This window comes from Kitasatospora sp. NPDC058162, from assembly GCF_042884005.1.
Classification (GTDB): domain Bacteria; phylum Actinomycetota; class Actinomycetes; order Streptomycetales; family Streptomycetaceae; genus Kitasatospora.
The window spans coordinates 659,840-676,184 of the sequence record NZ_JBHVUS010000001.1 but is presented as its reverse complement, the minus strand read 5'-3'; the positions used below and the strand labels follow the sequence as shown (position 1 = coordinate 676,184).

The following is a 16,345-nucleotide window of genomic DNA, read 5'->3' as shown; positions in this document are numbered from 1 at the left end:
CCGCAGCACCTCCGCCCGTCGCCACCGCCCCGCACCCCGCCCCACCAGCCACGCCCCCCCCCCGAACCCCCCCCATCCCCCCCGCCCCCGGCCCCCCCCCCACCCCCGCCCGGTTCCCGTACCCCAGCCGCACCACCTGCCTGACCTGCACGACCCGCCCCACGTGAACGACGGATCGGAGAAGACCACCGCATGGCCCGGAAGACGAAGGCCGCCGCCCCGCCGCCCCGGCGCCGCCGGCCCCGCTGGCTGACGGCGCTGGTCGCGACCGCCGTGTGCGCCGCCGTCGCGGGCGGTGTCGTCGCGTACGAGACCGTCTCCGACCAGCCCACGGAGCGGCCGGTCACCAGCGACGAGGCCGCCCGGCTGGCGCTGTCCCGGCTGAACCTCTACCAGGCCAGCCCGGTGGGGGTGGTGCTCACCGCGGACGAGGGCGGGGGAGTGCGGATCCGGGTCGAGGGGGTCGTGGACTACCGCACCCACCGGGGCGTCGGCCGCTACCGGTCCACCGGCGCGAGCGGGCCGCTCGACCACGGGCTGGTGATCTGGGACACCGGCGGCCTCGGCCTCGCCCCCGAACCGGAGGGCGACCAGAGCCCGCCCTGGCAGCAGGCCGAACACGTCCCCCGCTCCGGCTGGTCGCCGCGCTCCTACACCGCCGACCCACTGGACGCCGGGCTCCAACTGCTCACCCAGGTCGGCGCCGACCGCCCCGACAACCCGGTGCTGCTCGCCCAGTCCGGCGCCCGCTGGCTCGGCCAGGACCGGATCGACGGCCGCGGCTACGACCGCTTCTCCGGCCCGCGCGCCCAGGGCGCCGCGCCGGACGGCAACCGCTCGCCGCTCACCTACTGGGTCGACGGCGACGGCTCGCTGCGCCGGGTCACCATGCGGATGGCCGGCCTGGGCACGCCGACCACCGTGGACTTCTCCGGCCGCAACGCCGACGCCAAGCTCCCCGAGGCGCCCTGGCTCACTGGCTGACGAATCGTCAAAAGTCGTGTCAGTAATGGCTGATGGCCATGCCAGCCGCTCGCCCCGAGAAGATGCAGCCGCCCAGGAAGGTGCCTTCAAGGGCGTTGTACCCGTGCACGCCCCCGCCGCCGAAGCCGGCCACCTCCCCGGCGGCGTACAGGCCGGGGACGGGCGCGCCGTCGGCACCGACCACCCGGGAGTCCAGGTCGGTCTGCAGGCCGCCGAGGGTCTTGCGGGACAGGATGTTGAGGCGCACCCCGATCAGCGGGCCGTGTGCCGGGTCGAGGATCCGGTGCGGCCTGGCGACCCGGGCGATCCGGTCGGTCAGCGACCGGCGGGCGTTGTAGATCGCCATCACCTGCACGTCCTTGCTGAACTCGTTGCCCAACTCCCGGTCCCGGGCGACGATCTGCCGCTCGATCCCGTCCAGGTCCAGTTTCGGGCCGCGGGCGATCCCGTTCATGGCCGCGACCAGTTCCGGGAGGGTCCGGGCGACGACGAAGTCCTCGCCGTGCTGCTTGAACCGCTCCACCGGGCCGGGCGCGCCCTTCGCCAGCCGGCTCCTGAGCGCGAACCCGAGGTCGCGGCCGGTCAGATCGGGGTTCTGTTCCGAGCCGGAGAGGGCGAACTCCTTCTCGATGATGGACTGGGTCAGGATGAACCACGAGTAGTCGTGGCCGGTGGCCAGGATCTGCTTCATCGCGCCGATCGAATCGGCCCCCGGCACCCCCGACATGCCGGTCAGCCGGTGCCCCTCGGCGTCGAACCACATCGAGGAGGGGCCGGGCAGGATCCGGATGGCGTGGTCCGGCCAGACCGGGTCCCAGTTGTGCACGCCCTCGGTGTAGGCCCACATCCGGTCCCGGTTGACCACCCGGCCGCCGGCCCGCTCGGTGATGGCCAGCATCCGGCCGTCGACGTGGGCGGGCACACCGGAGATCAGGTGCTCGGGGGCCGGGCCGACCCGCTCGGTGGGCCAGTTGGCGCGCATCAGCGCATGGTTGTGCCCGATGCCGCCGGAGGTCACCACGACCGCCGCCGCCCGCTCCTCGAACGGGCCGACCACCTCGCGCGAGGACTTGACCCCGCGCGCGGAGTCGTCCGGCGCCAGCACCGAGCCCCGGACGCCGACCACCGCACCGTCCTCGGTCAGCAGCTCGTCCACCTGGTGCCGGAAGGCGAACCGCACCAGCCCGGCGCGCTCCGCCCGCAGCACCGGGCGCAGGAACGCCTCCACCACGCCGGGCCCGGTGCCCCAGGTGATGTGGAAGCGCGGCACCGAGTTGCCGTGGCCGGTGGCCGAACCGGCACCCCGCTCCGCCCACCCCACCAGCGGCACCACCCGGTGGCCCAGCTCGCGCAGGTAAGCGCGCTTGCCGCCGGCCGCCCAGGCCAGGTACGCCTCGGCCCAGCGCCGCCCCCAGACGTCCTCGTCGTCCGGCCGGTCGAAGCCCGCCGAACCGAACCAGTCCTGCCGGGCCAGCTCCAGGGAGTCCTTGATCCCGACCCGCCGCTGCTCCGGACTGTCGACGAAGAACAGGCCGCCGAGCGACCAGAACGCCTGGCCGCCGATGTTCCGCCGGTTCTCCTGCTCGACGACCAGCACCCGCCGGCCGGCCTTCGCCAGCTCGTGCGTCGCCACCAGTCCGGCCAGGCCGGCCCCGACCACGATCACCTCAGGCTGGAACGGCATGCAGCTCTCCCTCGGGGGAATCCGCCGTCGCCCGGGCGCGACGGCTGCGCGGTTCCATGGTCACGGGCGGGCCGTGGGGACCGGCACTAGGCTTGTCAGGTGGTGATGAAGAAGACTGTGCCACCGGCACAAGGCGAACCGGTAGAGGGCGCGTCGACGGCAGGTGCTCCCGAGCATCCCGCCGACCGTCCGGCCACCGGCCGCCCCGCTACCGTGGCGCGGATCCTGGCGGACGAGCCCGGCATGGTCGACGCCTTCATGACCGCCATCGCCCGGGAAATCCCCGCCTACGCGAACCTCGACGCCCGCCAGCTCGAAGAGGTCCGCTCCCTGATCGTCTGGAGCCTTCGCCGAGTGCTCGAACTCTGGGCGGTGGACGGCGCGTTGAGCGCCGAGGACATCCGGATGTTCCGTGGTGTCGGCGCGGTCCGGGCCCGCGACGCCCGCCCGCTGGCGGCCGTGCTGCGCGCCTACCGGGTGGCCGCGCTGGCCTTCTTCGACCGGATCGGCGAACGCTTCGCCGACGCCGTCTCGGTGCGCGACCTCAGCGCACTGGCCCGGGTCTGGCTGACCGTGCTCGACCAGTCCTCGGAGGCGATCTTCGACGGTTACGAGTCCACCGGCCGCATCCTCAGCGAGGACCGCGAACGCTCCCTGCGCGGTCTCCTCACCGACCTGCTGCTCGGCCGGCAGAGCCACGCGGGCACCCTGCGCGCGCGGCTGCGCGAACTCGACGCCGAACTGCCCACCGCCTTCGACCTGTTGGTGGTCTCCCCGGCGGCCGGCGCGCCCGCCACGGTGGAGCGGGCCGCCACGGCGGAGCAAGCCGCCGCGATGGTGACCGCCGCCCTGGACGCCCGGGCCGCGGGCGAGGCCACCGACCTCGAACTCACCGCACTGCACACCGTCATGGACGGCGTCGGCGTCGCCCTGGTCAAGGCGGTCGATCCGGCCGCACTCGACCGCCTGGCCGCCGGGCACGGCCTCACCGGCGCCCTGCTCACCGGCGTCACTGCCACCACCGCCCCGCGCGACTACCGCCTGGCCGTCCACGGCGTCCGGCACGCCTCGCCCCTGGTGTGGACCGAACGCCGGATGCTCGACCGCGGGGACCTGGAGGTGGTCGCCCTGGTGACCGGACACCCGGACGCCGCCCCCGCCCGGGTCGCCGAGGCCGTGCTCGGCCACCTCGCCCAGGACGACGACACCCGGCGGACCCTCGACGCGGTGATCTACGCCGACGGCGCCGCCGGCGCGGCCGCCCGCCTGCACCTCCACCCCCAGACCGTCCGCTACCGCCTCCGCCGCCTCGCCGCCCTCACCGGCCGCGACCCGCGCACCCCGTGGAACCGCTTCGTCTTCCAGACCGCCCTGCTCGCGGGGGCCTGCTAGCGCTCGGGCCGAGCCGCTACCTCGACTGTCACAAGCCGGGGTAGCGGTCCCACCAGTGCGGATCGCGGGCCGGTACGTACTCGCTGCCGCCGGGGGAGTCGGTGAACTGCTGGAGCAGGTCGCGGGCCAAGGTGTCGAGCACCCAGGCGAGTTCGAGCCGGCTCAGCAGCTCGACCGGCAGCGCGTCGACGCCGTGCGCGGCACCGAGCAGCGCCCCGGCAGTAGAGGCCACCGAGTTGCCGTCCGGCGCGCCGGCCGCGAAGCGCAGGGCCGCGTCCACGGTGTCGCGGCCGGGGAAGCGGGAGACCACGTAGAGGGCGCCGAGCAGCGCCGAGGAGCCGGTCGCGTCCGGGGCGATCCAGGCGAGCTGCCCGTGGTCCGGGACGGCGCCGAGTGCCTTCAACAGCGCGAGGACCGTGTCCGGGCCCGCCGAGTGCGGCATCGGCAGGGAACGGACCAGCGCGTCGATCGGGTGGTCCTCGCCCGGGCCGGAGGCCGTCCACGCCCGGAAGGGATCGTCCGTGGCGAGGCAGTGGGACACGAGCCCGGCCCCGCCGAGCGCCGCGTCCTGCGCCTCCGGGGCGCCGTGGGTGAGCGCGGCCGTCTCGCGGATCAGCGTGTCGCACGCGTTCGGACCGAAGAGGCGGTGCAGCAGCCCGAAGGCCAGGCCCCGGGTGAGCGCGTGCGCCCCGCGACTGCCGTTGACCGGTTTCGTCGGGGTGCCCTGCCTCAGTCCGGTCAGCGCCGCGACGGTGGCCGGCGCCGAGCCCCGGCGCTCACGCAGCGCGGGCACCCGCGCGAGCCAGCCGCGGGGCCAATCGCTGTCGCTGCCGTGCGTCCAGCGCTCCGAGACCCGTTCCGGCTCGATGCCCTGGAGGTAGGCCCAGCGGCAGTACGCGTGCCAGATCACGGACGGCGGGTGGCAGATGCCCTTGTGGTCCAGCCGCACCGAGGCACGGATCGCGCCTTCGACGGTGAACGCCGCCAGCTGGGTGCTGACACCGACCCGCAGCGGCCCCTCGGCCGGCCACCGGCCCCGGACCACCCCCGCCGCGTCCCCCAACGCCGCCCCGAGCACCAGCCCCCGCACCCGCGCCTCGCTCACCGCCCCTTCCTGCACCGGCCCCCGCCCTTCCCCTCGCACCACCGGCCCTGTCCTGCCCTCACATCCCATCACAACCACGGAGCACGCCGACGGGCAGGAGCAACGAGGGCACCCGCGCACGGAGTTGCGGCGAAGGCGGCAGAATCGCTCCATGCGCATTCTGATCGTCACCGCCGGTTCGCGAGGAGACGTCGCGCCCTACACCGGGCTGGGGCGGCGACTGCTGGACGCGGGCCACCAAGTCGCCGTGGCCGCCCATCCGGCCTTCGCCGCACTCGTCGGCGGCTGCGGCCTGGAGCACCGGCCGGTGCCGGGGGACCCGCAGGGGCTGGTCGGGGAGCTCTCCCGGGCGGCGTCGCGCGAGGAGGCCCAGGCGGCGCTGCGGGCCTACACGGACGGGCTGGCCGACGGGGTGGCGGAGGTGGCGGCCGGCGGAGCCGACCTGCTGCTCACCGCTTTCGGCCCGGCGCCGCTCACTCGGACGGCCGGTGAGGCGCTCGGCGTCCCCGTCATCGGCACCTACCTCGCACCGTCGTTCGCCACCCGGGAGTTCCCGCTGCCCAACGCGCGGAACGCCGGCGACCTGGGACCGGAGGGCAACCTCGCGGCGGGCCGGGACGTGCTGGGGCGTGCGGACCGGCTCTTCGCGGGCGCCGTGACCCGGCTGCGCACCCGCCTCGGGCTGCCCGCCGACCCGCCCACGACACCGGCGCACCTCCGGCCGGTCTCTTCCACGGCTTCAGCCCCTCGGTGGTGCCGCGCCCCGCCGACTGGCCGTCCTGGGTCGAGGTGCCGGGCTACTGGTGGCCCGCGCGGCCGGACGGCTGGCAGCCCCCGGCCGAGCTGGTCGACTTCCTCCGGGCCGGCCCGCCCCCGGTGTTCCTCGGGTTCGGCAGCATGGCGGTGGGGGAGGGGGAACGGCTCAGTGAGCTGGTGGCCGCGGCGGTCGGGCGGGCCGGCGTACGCGCGGTGCTGCAGGCGGGCTGGGCCGAACTGAGCGGGTACGGCGACGACGTCCTGACCGTCGGCGACGTCCCGCACGACTGGCTGTTCCCCCGCACCGCCGCCGTCGTCCACCACGCCGGAGCCGGCACCACGGCGGCCGGACTGCGGGCCGGGGTGCCCGCCGTCGCCGTCCCCGTCATGGCCGACCAGCCGTTCTGGGCGGCCCGGCTGCACGGGCTGGGAGTCGCCCCCCGGCCCGTGCCGTTCCAGGACCTCACCGCCGAAGCCCTCGGCGCCGCGATCACCGCCTGCCTGACCGAACCGTCCCACCGCCGCCGCGCCACCGAACTCGCCCGCAGGCTCGCCGCAGAGGACGGCGCGGCCGCGGTCCTCGCCCACATCGGCTCGACGGCCGCCGGGTGAACCCGGCTGAACCCGGGGCGGCTGGGGGGAGCGACGACCGGACCGGTTCCTGGAGGAGTTACGTCCGCTTGACGCCGCAGTTCACCTGGTGATGTCGCCGTCCGGTAGGTCCTGGACGGTGACCTTCTCGCGCTGCTGCCCCAGGAGCTTGGCCACCGTGTCACCGATCCCCTTCGCGTCGCCCGTCGGTTCGGGCGGCGACCCCTCGGTGTACTGCTCGATGGCCTTCTCGAAGTACGAGGGGTTCCAGGCCCCGACGGCCCCGCTGACATCGACGGCCTTCACCGGCCGGTGGCCGACGGCCCGCTTGATGGCGGGGAGGATCTCGTCCGAGCGGAGCTTCCCCGGGACCTGGAACAGGCTCGCATGGCCGCCGACCTTGCCGCCGTCCCGCAGATAGACGGTGACGACCAGGCAACTGGTCACCGACGGGTAGGTGATGACCCCCTTCGGACCCACCTGGCCGACCTCGCCCTCAGTGACCACGACGCCGGTCGCGACCGCCGCCTGCTGCACCGGGCCCCGCGGACCGGCCTGCCCGACCTGCCCGGCCACGGCCACCGGGCCGGACCCGAGCTCCTCGGCCGCCGCCCGGTCGCCCCCGCCGACCGCACAGGCCGCCAGCACCAGCGCCGCCCCGACGACGAGACCGGCCCTCCTCATGCCCTGCTCGGACACCACCAACGTCATGACTCCACACTTCAGGAAACCGGTCTGCGTACACCCACGCACCCCACGCACACGCGTGGTGACAGGTGACAGGTGAGACATGCTCCCGAGCACGAACGATCCCGTCAACTCCGCGCCCTGTGACTGCTCGACGCCCGGCCCGCCGACGGGCGTCGCCCGCCCGTCGGTGAACTCCGGGGTCAACCGGTGTGCCGGGCGGCGGCCGGCAGTGGTTCGACCCCGACGATCCGGCGGATGCGGGTGGGCTCGATGAACACGGTGACCCGCCGCTCGCCGGGAATGCGCCAGCCGTACTCCTCGACGCCCAGGTACTTGTGGGCGAGGCGGTCCATCTGACGGTCGGCCTGCTCGCCGGTCACGAACTCGACGGCACGGCCGTGGATCTGGAGGCGGTCGTACGGATCGGCCAGGTCGGAGTTGGAGAGGCAGACGCGGGGCTCGTGGCGCAGGTTGCGCTCCTTGACCCGGCCGATGGAGGTGTTGAAGTACACCCGGTCACCCTCCAGCCCGAGCCACATCGGGGTGACGTGCGGGGCGCCGTCCACCCCGGTGGTCGCCACGAACCAGATCCGCGGCTCCGCCACCCGCGCCCGGAGGTCCTCCGTCCAGATGCCCACCGACCCGCCCCTTCGCCTCGTTCCCCGGCGGCCCCTGACCGGTGCCCGCCCACCTGATGCCGCCTCAGCGTAGCGATCCGGGCCCCAACGGACACGAGGACGGGATCTCCGGCGGTGGTGGAGCAGGAAGTCGACGGGCCCGACTTCCTGCTCCACCACCGTCTACTGGCTCCCGCCTACCGGTGGAGCCGGCCGACCCCGCCGGCGTGGCGGACGACGCGGTGGGTGGTGTGCGCCTCGGGACGGATGGTCTCGATCCCCTGGAAGAGGCAGCCGATGGGCATGGGGCCGCAGTCCTGCGGCTTGACGGGGTAGGTCGTGGTGCTGCCGCACAGCCCGACCGGGACCTTGGCGCGCCCGGTACCGAGGAAGCGGTGGCTGAGGCCGCCGACGGTCTGGAAGTCCCAGTCCTGGTAACGGACGTACACGTCGAGCACGCCCATCTTCTCTGCCGGGACGGTCCAGAGGATGTTCTGCTGCACGGTGACCTGGTCGGTCTTGGTGTCGGTCACGCTGCCCTCGAGGTTGAGCGCGGCCTTGAGCCCGGAGAAGGAGAGCTTGACTCCGCCGGTGGTCGACCAGGTGGCCGTCCTGGAGACGGCCTGCGTGAAGGTCAGGCTCACTCCGGGCGCTGCCGCTACCGAGCGGTAGGCACTCTGACCGTAGTCGCAGTACTCACGCCCGTGGACGGCGTTGACCACCTGGGCGGAGACCTTGTCGAAGAAGCCGTAGCCGGAGTCCCCGCTCTTGTGCCCGTGGCCGCCGGCGGCCACGGGGTGGGCCCGGTGGTGCGCGGGGGCCGCGCTCGCGGCCGTGGCGGTGGTGACCACGCCGACCAGGGCCAGCGGGAGCAGGGCCGCCGCGCGCCACCCGGCGAGTCGCCGGGAGCCGAACGCGGACGTGGAGTTGGACGCGTTGGTGCTCGTGTCGGTGCTCGTGCTCGTGGTGTGGGACACGGTGTGCCTCCTGGTTGTCGGAACCGCTTGAACACCACGTTGCGGGCCGGTCTGATTGTCCATCAACGGCCGACGGGCGAAGCCGCAGGTCGGTACCGGACAATGCGGTTGTCCGACGGGACAGGCGGGACAATGGAGGGATCGGACGTGGCGGGACGCCCGCAGAAGGACCCGGTCGGGGGGTCAGCGGCGATCAACGAACTCGTGCTGCTGCTGCGCGGCGTCACCAAGGGGGCGACCGTCCGCGAACTGGCCGAGCGCTACGAGCAGATGGGCGGAAAGACGACCTGGGCGGAGTACCGCAAGGGCACTCGGGTACCGCCCCGGCACGTGGTGCGGTACCTGATCGAGGACCGTGTGGGAGACGCGTTCACCCGTGCGCACCTGCTGGAGCAGGCCGAGGAGCTGTACGGGCGCATCGAGCGCGGGGAGGGACTTCAACTCCCGGACCCCCTACCGGCCGAACCGGTCGCGTCCGCCCTGGAAGCCGAGCCACCGGAGCAGCCCGCCGCCACTACCCCCGTCCCCACTACCCTCGCCGCCACTACCCCCGAAGCCGCGCGCCGCAGGCGCTGGGCGCTGGCCCTCGTGGCCACCGTCGTGGTCGTGGCCACGGTCGGCGCGTTCCTGGTCCACGTGGCCGGCCGCACGGCCGCCCCCGCAGCCGGTCCGGCGCCCGCTCCACCGGGCCGGCCTTCGGCGACCGCCACTCCGCCCACACAAGTCGGCACAGCCGACCGCCTCTACGCCGTGGCCCCCGACCACAGCGCCGTTCTGACCTGGAACGGCGGTACCACCTGGACGGTCGTCGGAGGCCGGGCCGGCACGCTCCGCACTGGCCGGGGCGAACTCCTCGCGACCGACCCGGACACCCACGCCGTCTTCCGCTACGAGGGCACCGCCGGCTCCTGGACCAACATCGGCACCCCCGGCGCGGACTTCGCCGTCGGCGACGGCTGCGTCTACGCCCTCGCCCCCGACGCCGGCACGGTGCTGCGCTGGGACGAGCACCCCGGTACGCCGTGGAGGCGGATCGGCGGCCCCGCCGGCCACCTGTACGCGAACGGCGGGGACCTCTTCGCCACCGGCCCCGGGGACACCGGCGGCCTGTTCCACTACAACGCCACCGACGACTCCTGGACCCACGTCAGCGGCCCCGCCGCGGCGTTCGCCGTCGGCGGTCACGCCCTCTACCGCCTGGCCTCCGACCGGGGGAGCGTGTGGCAGTGGAGCGGCAGCGGCGAGGCCTGGACCAGGATCGGCGGCCCCGCCACGGCGCTCTACGCGGGCGGTGCGGGACTGTTCGTCACAGACCCCGTCACCGGCCGGATCGTTCGCTACGGCGGGACACCCGATTCCTGGACCTCTGTCGGCGAGGCGGGCGCGGACCTCGCGGTCGGTGACCACGCCCTCTATCGTTTGGCCTCCGACCGGGGGAGCGTGTGGCAGTGGAGCGGCAGCGGCGAGGCCTGGACCAGGATCGGCGGCCCCGCCGCAGCCCTGGTCACCGCCGACTGACCGGAGCTCACCGACCCGCCCCGCCGGGGGCCGCTCCTCGACCCGGGCAGCCCGAGCGCAGCGGGCGACCACAAGGCTGCGACGGGCCGTCGGCGCCCGCAACTCCGTGCCTCCCGGTCCGGTGGAACTCCATCAGGACGGTCGTACAGCGGGTGCGGGCGGGGCTCGCGGCGCGCAGCGTCGGGACCATGGCCACGATCGTCGTCCTCTTCGAGTTGGAGCCCGACCAGGACCTCAGTGCCGAGGGCGCGGGTCCGGTCGTCTTCCTGGTCCATGCCGCCGGGGCCGACCCGGAGGCACCGGAGGACCCCCAGGCGTGGACGCTGTGCGGCCGGGACACCACCCCGATGGAGCACGCCCACTACGCCCCCACCCGTCCGGGTGAGCCGTGGTACCCGCCCGCCTACGCCGACCGCCGCTGCCGGGAGTGCGAGGGCGCCCTCCGCCGGGGCTGAGGCGTCATGGCCGGGTGGAGGTCCCCACTCCCCGGCGCTCGAACAGCCGGGGCGGGCACCTGCTGATCACCGACTCCCAGTCACCAATCCCCGGTCCGTGCGATCGGCCAGTGCGGGCCGTCGGGGCCGCCCTGCCAAGCCCATTGGGCGTCGGGGGTGACGGTGATGCCGTAGGCGAAGCGGTCCGGGCGGCCGAGCTCCTCCCAGCGGGACCAGGCGGCCGTCACCTCGTCACCGATGCGGCGCGGCCCGCCCTGGAACAGCACCACGGAGCCGTCACCGCGCGCGGTGTACGCGGCCCATGACCGATCGCCGTCGTGGACCCAGGCGTTGACGCCGTCCTCGTCCCGGTCGGTGAGCAGTATTGCGTCCGGTACGGCCACGCGCAGGGCGAAGCGCAGGTCCCAGTCGTTCTCCAGCGGGCTTAGGTCGCGTCGCAGCACCTGCTCCGTGTCGGGATCGGCGGTGCCGCGCACCGCGCCGTAGGCGGCGTGGCCGCCGGGTGCCGGGGCGGGGGCGGTGCGGTCGGCCATGAACTGTGCCAGGCCCTGCACCCAGCCGGTCGCGCTCCGGCCGTCCTCGGCGACGGTGAGGGCGACGTGCCCGAGCAGACCCCAGGGGTAGACGATCCGCCCGCCCGGCCGTACCGCCTCCACCCAGGCCCACGGCACGGCCTCGACCGCGTAGGTGGCGTGGATCCGGTCGACCGGGACGCCGCCGGGCACCCCGCCGCCGGTCGCGTTGCCGGTGGCGACCTCGACCGTGAGGCCGGCGGCGGCGAGGCGCTGCCGGGCGGACGCGGCCAGGTGCCCGTCCACCTCGCTGGAGACCACCCGTCCGGGACCGACTCGCCAGGCGGCCAGCGCCGCGGTCCACCCCCGCCCGGTGCCGATGTCCCACACCCGGTGGCCGGGCTCCAGACGGAGGCTGTCCAGCATGTCGGCCACGACGGACGGCGCGGACAGCGACGAGGACGGCAGGCCGTCGACCAGCTGGGTGACGGCCGCGTCATGGATGCCGCCGAACAGTTCGTCGACCCATGCCCGCTGGTCCGCCGTACGGTCGAGCGGTACGTAGGCGCGGCCGTCCCACCGCCACAGCCGCTCGGGCGCGAACCGGTCCCGCGGCACCGCCGCGAAGGCCTCCCGCACCCACGGCGCCCCGGCCGGCCACGCCCCGTCCCGCTCCATCACCGCGTCCAGGCACCTCCGGCGCCCCGCCAGGCCCCCGCCGCCCGTCATCGCGCCCTACCTCCGTCGTGTGCCGCTGCCCGGCGGCGGGGGCGGGACCTGCCCGTCCTTGTTGCCGGGCGGAGGCGTTCCCGTCCCGGGGTCCGGCGGCGGCTTCTCGTGCTTGCCCATGCGGTGCATCCCTTCGGTCGGGTACGGGACACGGTGAGCCACTCATCCTCGCCCACCCCGGCACCGGACGGCAGAGGGCGTACGGGGCGCCCGCAAGGCGCGCGGCACGGTGAACTCCCGCTCGGGGTGGCGCCCCCCACGCTGAGCGGGCCGTTGATCAGGTCGGCGGCGAACGTCACGCGCCGACCAGGGCGCGGGGGTCGAAGGGGTCGTCGGTCCAGCCGTGGGTGGAGAAGCCCCGGCCACCGGAGAGGTAGCGGGTGAGGGCGGCGTAGGAGGTCGGGAACATCGGCAGCGGCAGCGCCTCGGCGGGGGACCAGGTGACCGCCAGGTGCTTGTCCGGCTCGGCGTTCGTCAGCTCGCCGTGCCAGGCGGTCGCGAGGAACACCGAGAGCAGGAACGGCCCCTGGCCGTCCCAGCCGGCACGGACCTGGACCGTGTGGACCAGGCGCAGGCTGTCGGGGTCGGCGAACAGCCCGCTCTCCTCGCGGAGTTCGCGCGCGGCGGCCTCGTCCAGGCGCTCGCCGACCTCGACCTTGCCACCGGGGATCGTCCACGCCGGCGTCCTGCTCCAGCTGTCGGAGGCGTAGCGGATCGTCACCACGCGGCCCCGGGGCCGGTCGTGGACGATCACGGCCACGGCCTGGCGGAGGGTTTCCATGACGCTGTCTCCAAGAGGGTTGATCGGACGGGGGTTTCGAGCAGGTGAGTCAGGTGTTGTCCGGCTGAGTCGGGCGGGTTCGTTGGCGGGGGAGGCCGGTGCGTTCGTTCTGGAGGTCCCAGAGTTCCCTGAAGCGGCCGGTCTCGTCGGCGACGAGTTCGGCGAAGGTGCCCTCCTGGAGGACCTTGCCGTCCTCCAGGACCACGATCCGGTCGGCGACGGCCACGTTGGTGAGCCGGTGGGTGACCAGGACGACCGCGCGTTCCCGGGCGACGGCCCGCAGGTTCTGGAAGATCCGGTGCTCGGCGCGGGGGTCGAGGGCGGCGGTCGGTTCGTCCAGGACGAGCAGTCCGGCTTCGCGGTGGAACGCCCGGGCGATGGCCAGGCGCTGCCACTGGCCGCCGGACAGTTCCTCGCCGCCCAGCCACTCCACCGCCAGCAGGGTGGACAGGCCCCGGCGGAGCTTGGCGACGACGTCGGCCGCCCCGGAGGCGTCGGCGGCGCGCAGCACCGCGGCGTCGCCCTCGGGGGTGGGTTGGCCCAGGGTGATGTTCTCGCGGCAGGTCAGCGGCCAGCGCGCGTAGTCCTGCGGGACGACGGCGACCTGGCGCCACAGGGCGTGCTGGTCCAGGTCGCGGGTGTCGCGCCCGTCCCACCGCACCGATCCGGTGTCGGGCAGGTAGAGCCCGGCCAGGAGTTTGGAGAGGGTGGTCTTGCCGGATCCGTTCTCACCGACCAGGGCGAGGATCTCGCCCCGTTCGACGTGCAGGTCGACCCCGTCCAGGGCCTTGCGGTCGGACGCGGGGTAGGCGTAGCCGAGGTTCTCGACGGCGATCCGGCGCGGTGGCTCGGGGGTTCCGCTGCCGCGCTCGGGCCGGTGGCCGCCGGCGGTGTCGAGGAAGCTCGACCAGTCGTCCAGGTACATGCCGGTGCGGAAGAGGTCCGCGCCGTAGCCGACGATGCCGTGCAGGCTGGTGCCGACCGCGGTCAGGGCGAACACCGCCGCGCCGCCGCGCGGCAGGCTCATCCGGCCGGTGCTGACCAGCCACAGCATCGCCCCCCACACCACCGCGGTGCCCAGGCCGGAGGCGGCGGCCCCGATCACCGACACCCTGGCGCTCTGCCGCGCCGCCCGCCGCGAACTGGCGTCCAGCCGACGGCCGACCTGGTCGTACTTGGTGAGCAGGAACTCGCCCATGGTGTCGGAGCGGACCTGGTCGGCGTTGCGTTTGAGGTGGATGTACCAGCGCAGGTTCGCCATGACCCGGCGGTCGCCGATCGCGGCCCGGTTCGCCAGGAACTGCACCCGGGCGGCGTGCACCGACGCGATTCCCTGGGGCAGTGCCGCGAGCACCAGCAACGGCAGGAGGGCGGGGTGCAGCACGGTCAGCACGCCGGCCGCGCCGAGGAGCGAGGCGAGGGCGGCGAGCAGGTTCTGCGCCTCTCCGACGATGTCCACGCAGACCTCGGCGCCGCGGTCGGCGGCTTCCAGTTCGTCGTTGTAGCCGGCGTGGTCGTAGGCGGTCAGCTCGGCCGCCACGGTGGCGCGCAGGACGGCGGCCTCGGCCTCCCGGGAGATGCGCGGTGACAGGTGGATGGTGACGGTCCGGATCGTGATGCCCAGCAGGGAGCGGGCGCCGGCCGCTGCCGCGATCACCAGGATCGACGGGGCCGCGTGGGCGAGCTTGTCGTCGAGCCGGCCCGGACCGAACAGCGCCGAGATCGTACCGGTGGTCGCGAACAGGCCCGCCGCACCGAGTACGGCGGACACGGCCTGGCAGGTCAGGAGCAGCGCGACGGAGGCGCGGTCGATCCGCCAGCCGAGGCGGAAGGCGCGGACGACCAGCGCGGGCAGGCGGCGGGCCATCGCGCTGACGCTGATCGCCTCGATCGTCTCGATGCGGCGTCCGTCGGCGAGCCACCGCAGTTCCTCGTCGGTGTCGGCGGGCGTGGCCGACGCGGTCCCGGTGTTCATGCGCTCGCCTCCTCGCGCGACGTGCGCGACGTGCGCGACGTGCGCGGCGCGCGGGACGTACGGGACGTACGGGACCCGTGCGACGCGCGGGACACCGAGATCCGGGGGACAGGCGGGATGTGGGTCGTCGGGGTGGGAGGACAGGCCACAGGACCTCCAGACGCAGAGCGGTACGGGGGCGCGAGGAACCGCGGACCTGGCTTGCGGAAAGGCCCAAGTAGCCTTTTCCGAGGCCGAGTTGACGGAATTCCTCACGGCTGGATGACGCCCGATGATGGTGCTGTTCGATTTCGCTGTTCAAGCGGATTTCCTCCGGGCGAGCCCGGGGCGAAAGTGGACATTTCGAGCACCTGCCGGCGGCCTAGGGACGCCCTCCGGTCGGTCGCATGCGGGTGCGGCGAGAGCCGCGCAGCCCAGTGCGCAGGCGGCGAGAGCCTGTTCGAGTGCGGCCTCCCGGCCGGATCCGCCACGGCCGCGGGAGCCGTCGCGGGCGAGGAGACCCCGCCGGCTGCAGCCGTCGCCGGTTTCACCCGATCGGCTGGACAGCCGCACGATCAGGTTTCGGCCCTCGCCCCTCGCCCCTCGACCCCCGACCCTCGCCCCAAGACCGCGCCGGCGAATTGTCACCGGACTGCTACGGCCGTCCAACCGTGGAACCCCGTTCGATCCGGCTGACGTCATCGACCTCAGTGAACGTGCAGGTGCGGGTGCAGTCGGGGGAGTGATCGTTGATGGATTTCAAGGCGCGCATGGGGAACATGGGCAACCGTTCGCGGGCGGCGGTCGCCGCTGCGGTCGTCGTCGTGGCGGCGAGTGCCTGGGTGGTTCCCACAGTGACCACCTCGATCCCCGCCTCGCACCAGAACGCCGCACACGAGCGGGACACGACCGCCGACGACCACAGCGGCCAGGACGGTGCCCAGGGCAGCGGCGGCACCCAGCAGGGGCGCATACCGGAGGGCATAGCCCACGCCTCCGAGGCCGGCGGAAACGCCGTCAACATCACCATCGACGACGGCCCCGATCCGGTCTGGACCCCGAAGGTCCTCGACGTGCTCAAGCGGAACGGGGTGAAGGCGACGTTCTGCATGATCGGTCCGCAGGCCAAGGCCCACCCGGACCTGGTCAAGCAGGTCGTCGCGGCCGGCCACCGGCTCTGCGACCACACCGTGGACCACGACACCACCATGGACAAGAAGCCCGTCGCGTACCAGGAGAAGGAGATCCTGGACGCGAAGAAGATGATCGAACAGGCCGCGGGCAGCGGCGCCGAAGTGATGTACTACCGGGCCCCCGGCGGCTCGTTCACCCCCGACAGCCGGCGCATCGCCGCCGCCAACGGGATGCGCCCGCTCGGCTGGAACATCGACTCGAAGGACTTCGACAAGCCCGGCACGGCCGCCATCGTCGACACGGTCAAGAAGGAGATCGGCAACGGCCCGACCATCCTCTTCCACGACGGCGGCGGCGACCGCCAGCAGACCGTCGAGGCCCTCACCCAGGTCCTCACCTGGCTGAAGGCCCAGGGCCGCCCCACCGGATTCCCGGTCCAGACCACTCCGTGAGCCGCTCTCCGGGG

General features: G+C 74.0%; 14 protein-coding genes and 1 pseudogene. 6 read left to right on the top strand and 9 right to left on the bottom strand.

All coding sequences use genetic code 11. The features are described from left to right. The first annotated feature begins 192 nt into the window (after window positions 1–192). A complete protein-coding gene (locus tag ACFVXG_RS02735) occupies window positions 193–984 on the top strand; it encodes a hypothetical protein (RefSeq protein ID WP_387923579.1) in 792 nt (263 codons plus the stop codon). A 19-nt stretch (window positions 985–1,003) separates the two neighbouring features. Here ACFVXG_RS02735 and ACFVXG_RS02730 read toward each other — a convergent pair whose 3' ends face one another. Then, window positions 1,004–2,668, bottom strand: a complete 1,665-nt coding sequence (locus ACFVXG_RS02730; protein ID WP_387923577.1) for an FAD-binding dehydrogenase — start codon at window positions 2,666–2,668, stop codon at window positions 1,004–1,006. A 213-nt stretch (window positions 2,669–2,881) separates the two neighbouring features. Here ACFVXG_RS02730 and ACFVXG_RS02725 point away from each other — a divergent pair, with 213 nt between their 5' ends. Further along, a complete protein-coding gene (locus ACFVXG_RS02725) occupies window positions 2,882–4,060 on the top strand; it encodes a helix-turn-helix domain-containing protein (RefSeq protein WP_387923575.1) in 1,179 nt (392 codons plus the stop codon). Window positions 4,061–4,088: 28 nt separating this feature from the next. On the opposite strand, the gene ACFVXG_RS02720 is transcribed toward ACFVXG_RS02725, so the two are convergent. Continuing rightward, window positions 4,089–5,165 (bottom strand): ADP-ribosylglycohydrolase family protein, encoded by a 1,077-nt coding sequence (locus ACFVXG_RS02720; protein WP_387923573.1) that lies wholly within the window; start codon window positions 5,163–5,165, stop codon window positions 4,089–4,091. 151 nt (window positions 5,166–5,316) lie between these two features. Between ACFVXG_RS02720 and ACFVXG_RS02715 the strand changes: the two are divergent. Further along, window positions 5,317–6,533, top strand: a pseudogene (locus tag ACFVXG_RS02715) (glycosyltransferase). 81 nt (window positions 6,534–6,614) lie between these two features. On the opposite strand, the gene ACFVXG_RS02710 reads toward ACFVXG_RS02715, so the two are convergent. The 3 genes from ACFVXG_RS02710 to ACFVXG_RS02700 all read right to left on the bottom strand — a co-directional run bounded on the left by ACFVXG_RS02710 (window position 6,615) and on the right by ACFVXG_RS02700 (window position 8,796). Next, window positions 6,615–7,223: a hypothetical protein gene (locus ACFVXG_RS02710; RefSeq protein ID WP_387923572.1), complete on the bottom strand. Its 609-nt coding sequence runs from the start codon at window positions 7,221–7,223 to the stop codon at window positions 6,615–6,617. A gap of 179 nt (window positions 7,224–7,402) precedes the next feature. Further along, complete coding sequence (locus tag ACFVXG_RS02705) at window positions 7,403–7,840, bottom strand: PPOX class F420-dependent oxidoreductase (protein ID WP_387923570.1); 438 nt, start codon at window positions 7,838–7,840, stop codon at window positions 7,403–7,405. 176 nt (window positions 7,841–8,016) lie between these two features. Next, on the bottom strand, window positions 8,017–8,796 hold the full coding sequence (locus ACFVXG_RS02700) for a hypothetical protein (RefSeq protein WP_387923569.1): 780 nt from the start codon (window positions 8,794–8,796) through the stop codon (window positions 8,017–8,019). Window positions 8,797–8,943: 147 nt separating this feature from the next. On the opposite strand from ACFVXG_RS02700, the gene ACFVXG_RS02695 reads away from it, so the two are divergent. Together ACFVXG_RS02695 and ACFVXG_RS02690 are read left to right on the top strand one after the other, a co-directional pair. Then, window positions 8,944–10,314 (top strand): hypothetical protein, encoded by a 1,371-nt coding sequence (locus tag ACFVXG_RS02695; RefSeq protein WP_387923568.1) that lies wholly within the window; start codon window positions 8,944–8,946, stop codon window positions 10,312–10,314. A gap of 188 nt (window positions 10,315–10,502) precedes the next feature. Then, window positions 10,503–10,769: a hypothetical protein gene (locus ACFVXG_RS02690; protein ID WP_387923566.1), complete on the top strand. Its 267-nt coding sequence runs from the start codon at window positions 10,503–10,505 to the stop codon at window positions 10,767–10,769. Window positions 10,770–10,849: 80 nt separating this feature from the next. On the opposite strand, the gene ACFVXG_RS02685 is transcribed toward ACFVXG_RS02690, so the two are convergent. The 4 genes from ACFVXG_RS02685 to ACFVXG_RS02670 form a co-directional block, all read right to left on the bottom strand. Then, window positions 10,850–12,010: a protein-L-isoaspartate O-methyltransferase gene (locus tag ACFVXG_RS02685; RefSeq protein WP_387923565.1), complete on the bottom strand. Its 1,161-nt coding sequence runs from the start codon at window positions 12,008–12,010 to the stop codon at window positions 10,850–10,852. Between the two features lie 295 nt (window positions 12,011–12,305). Then, entirely contained in the window at window positions 12,306–12,791 is a 486-nt protein-coding gene (locus ACFVXG_RS02680) for an NUDIX domain-containing protein (RefSeq protein ID WP_387923563.1), read from the bottom strand. A gap of 49 nt (window positions 12,792–12,840) precedes the next feature. Next, on the bottom strand, window positions 12,841–14,766 hold the full coding sequence (locus ACFVXG_RS02675) for an ABC transporter ATP-binding protein (RefSeq protein WP_387923561.1): 1,926 nt from the start codon (window positions 14,764–14,766) through the stop codon (window positions 12,841–12,843). A gap of 634 nt (window positions 14,767–15,400) precedes the next feature. Continuing rightward, entirely contained in the window at window positions 15,401–15,598 is a 198-nt protein-coding gene (locus ACFVXG_RS02670; RefSeq protein WP_387923559.1) for a hypothetical protein, read from the bottom strand. 1 nt (window position 15,599) lies between these two features. Between ACFVXG_RS02670 and ACFVXG_RS02665 the strand changes: the two genes are divergently transcribed. Next, window positions 15,600–16,331, top strand: coding sequence for a polysaccharide deacetylase family protein (locus tag ACFVXG_RS02665; protein WP_387923557.1), 732 nt, complete (start codon window positions 15,600–15,602; stop codon window positions 16,329–16,331). Window positions 16,332–16,345: the final 14 nt, after the last annotated feature.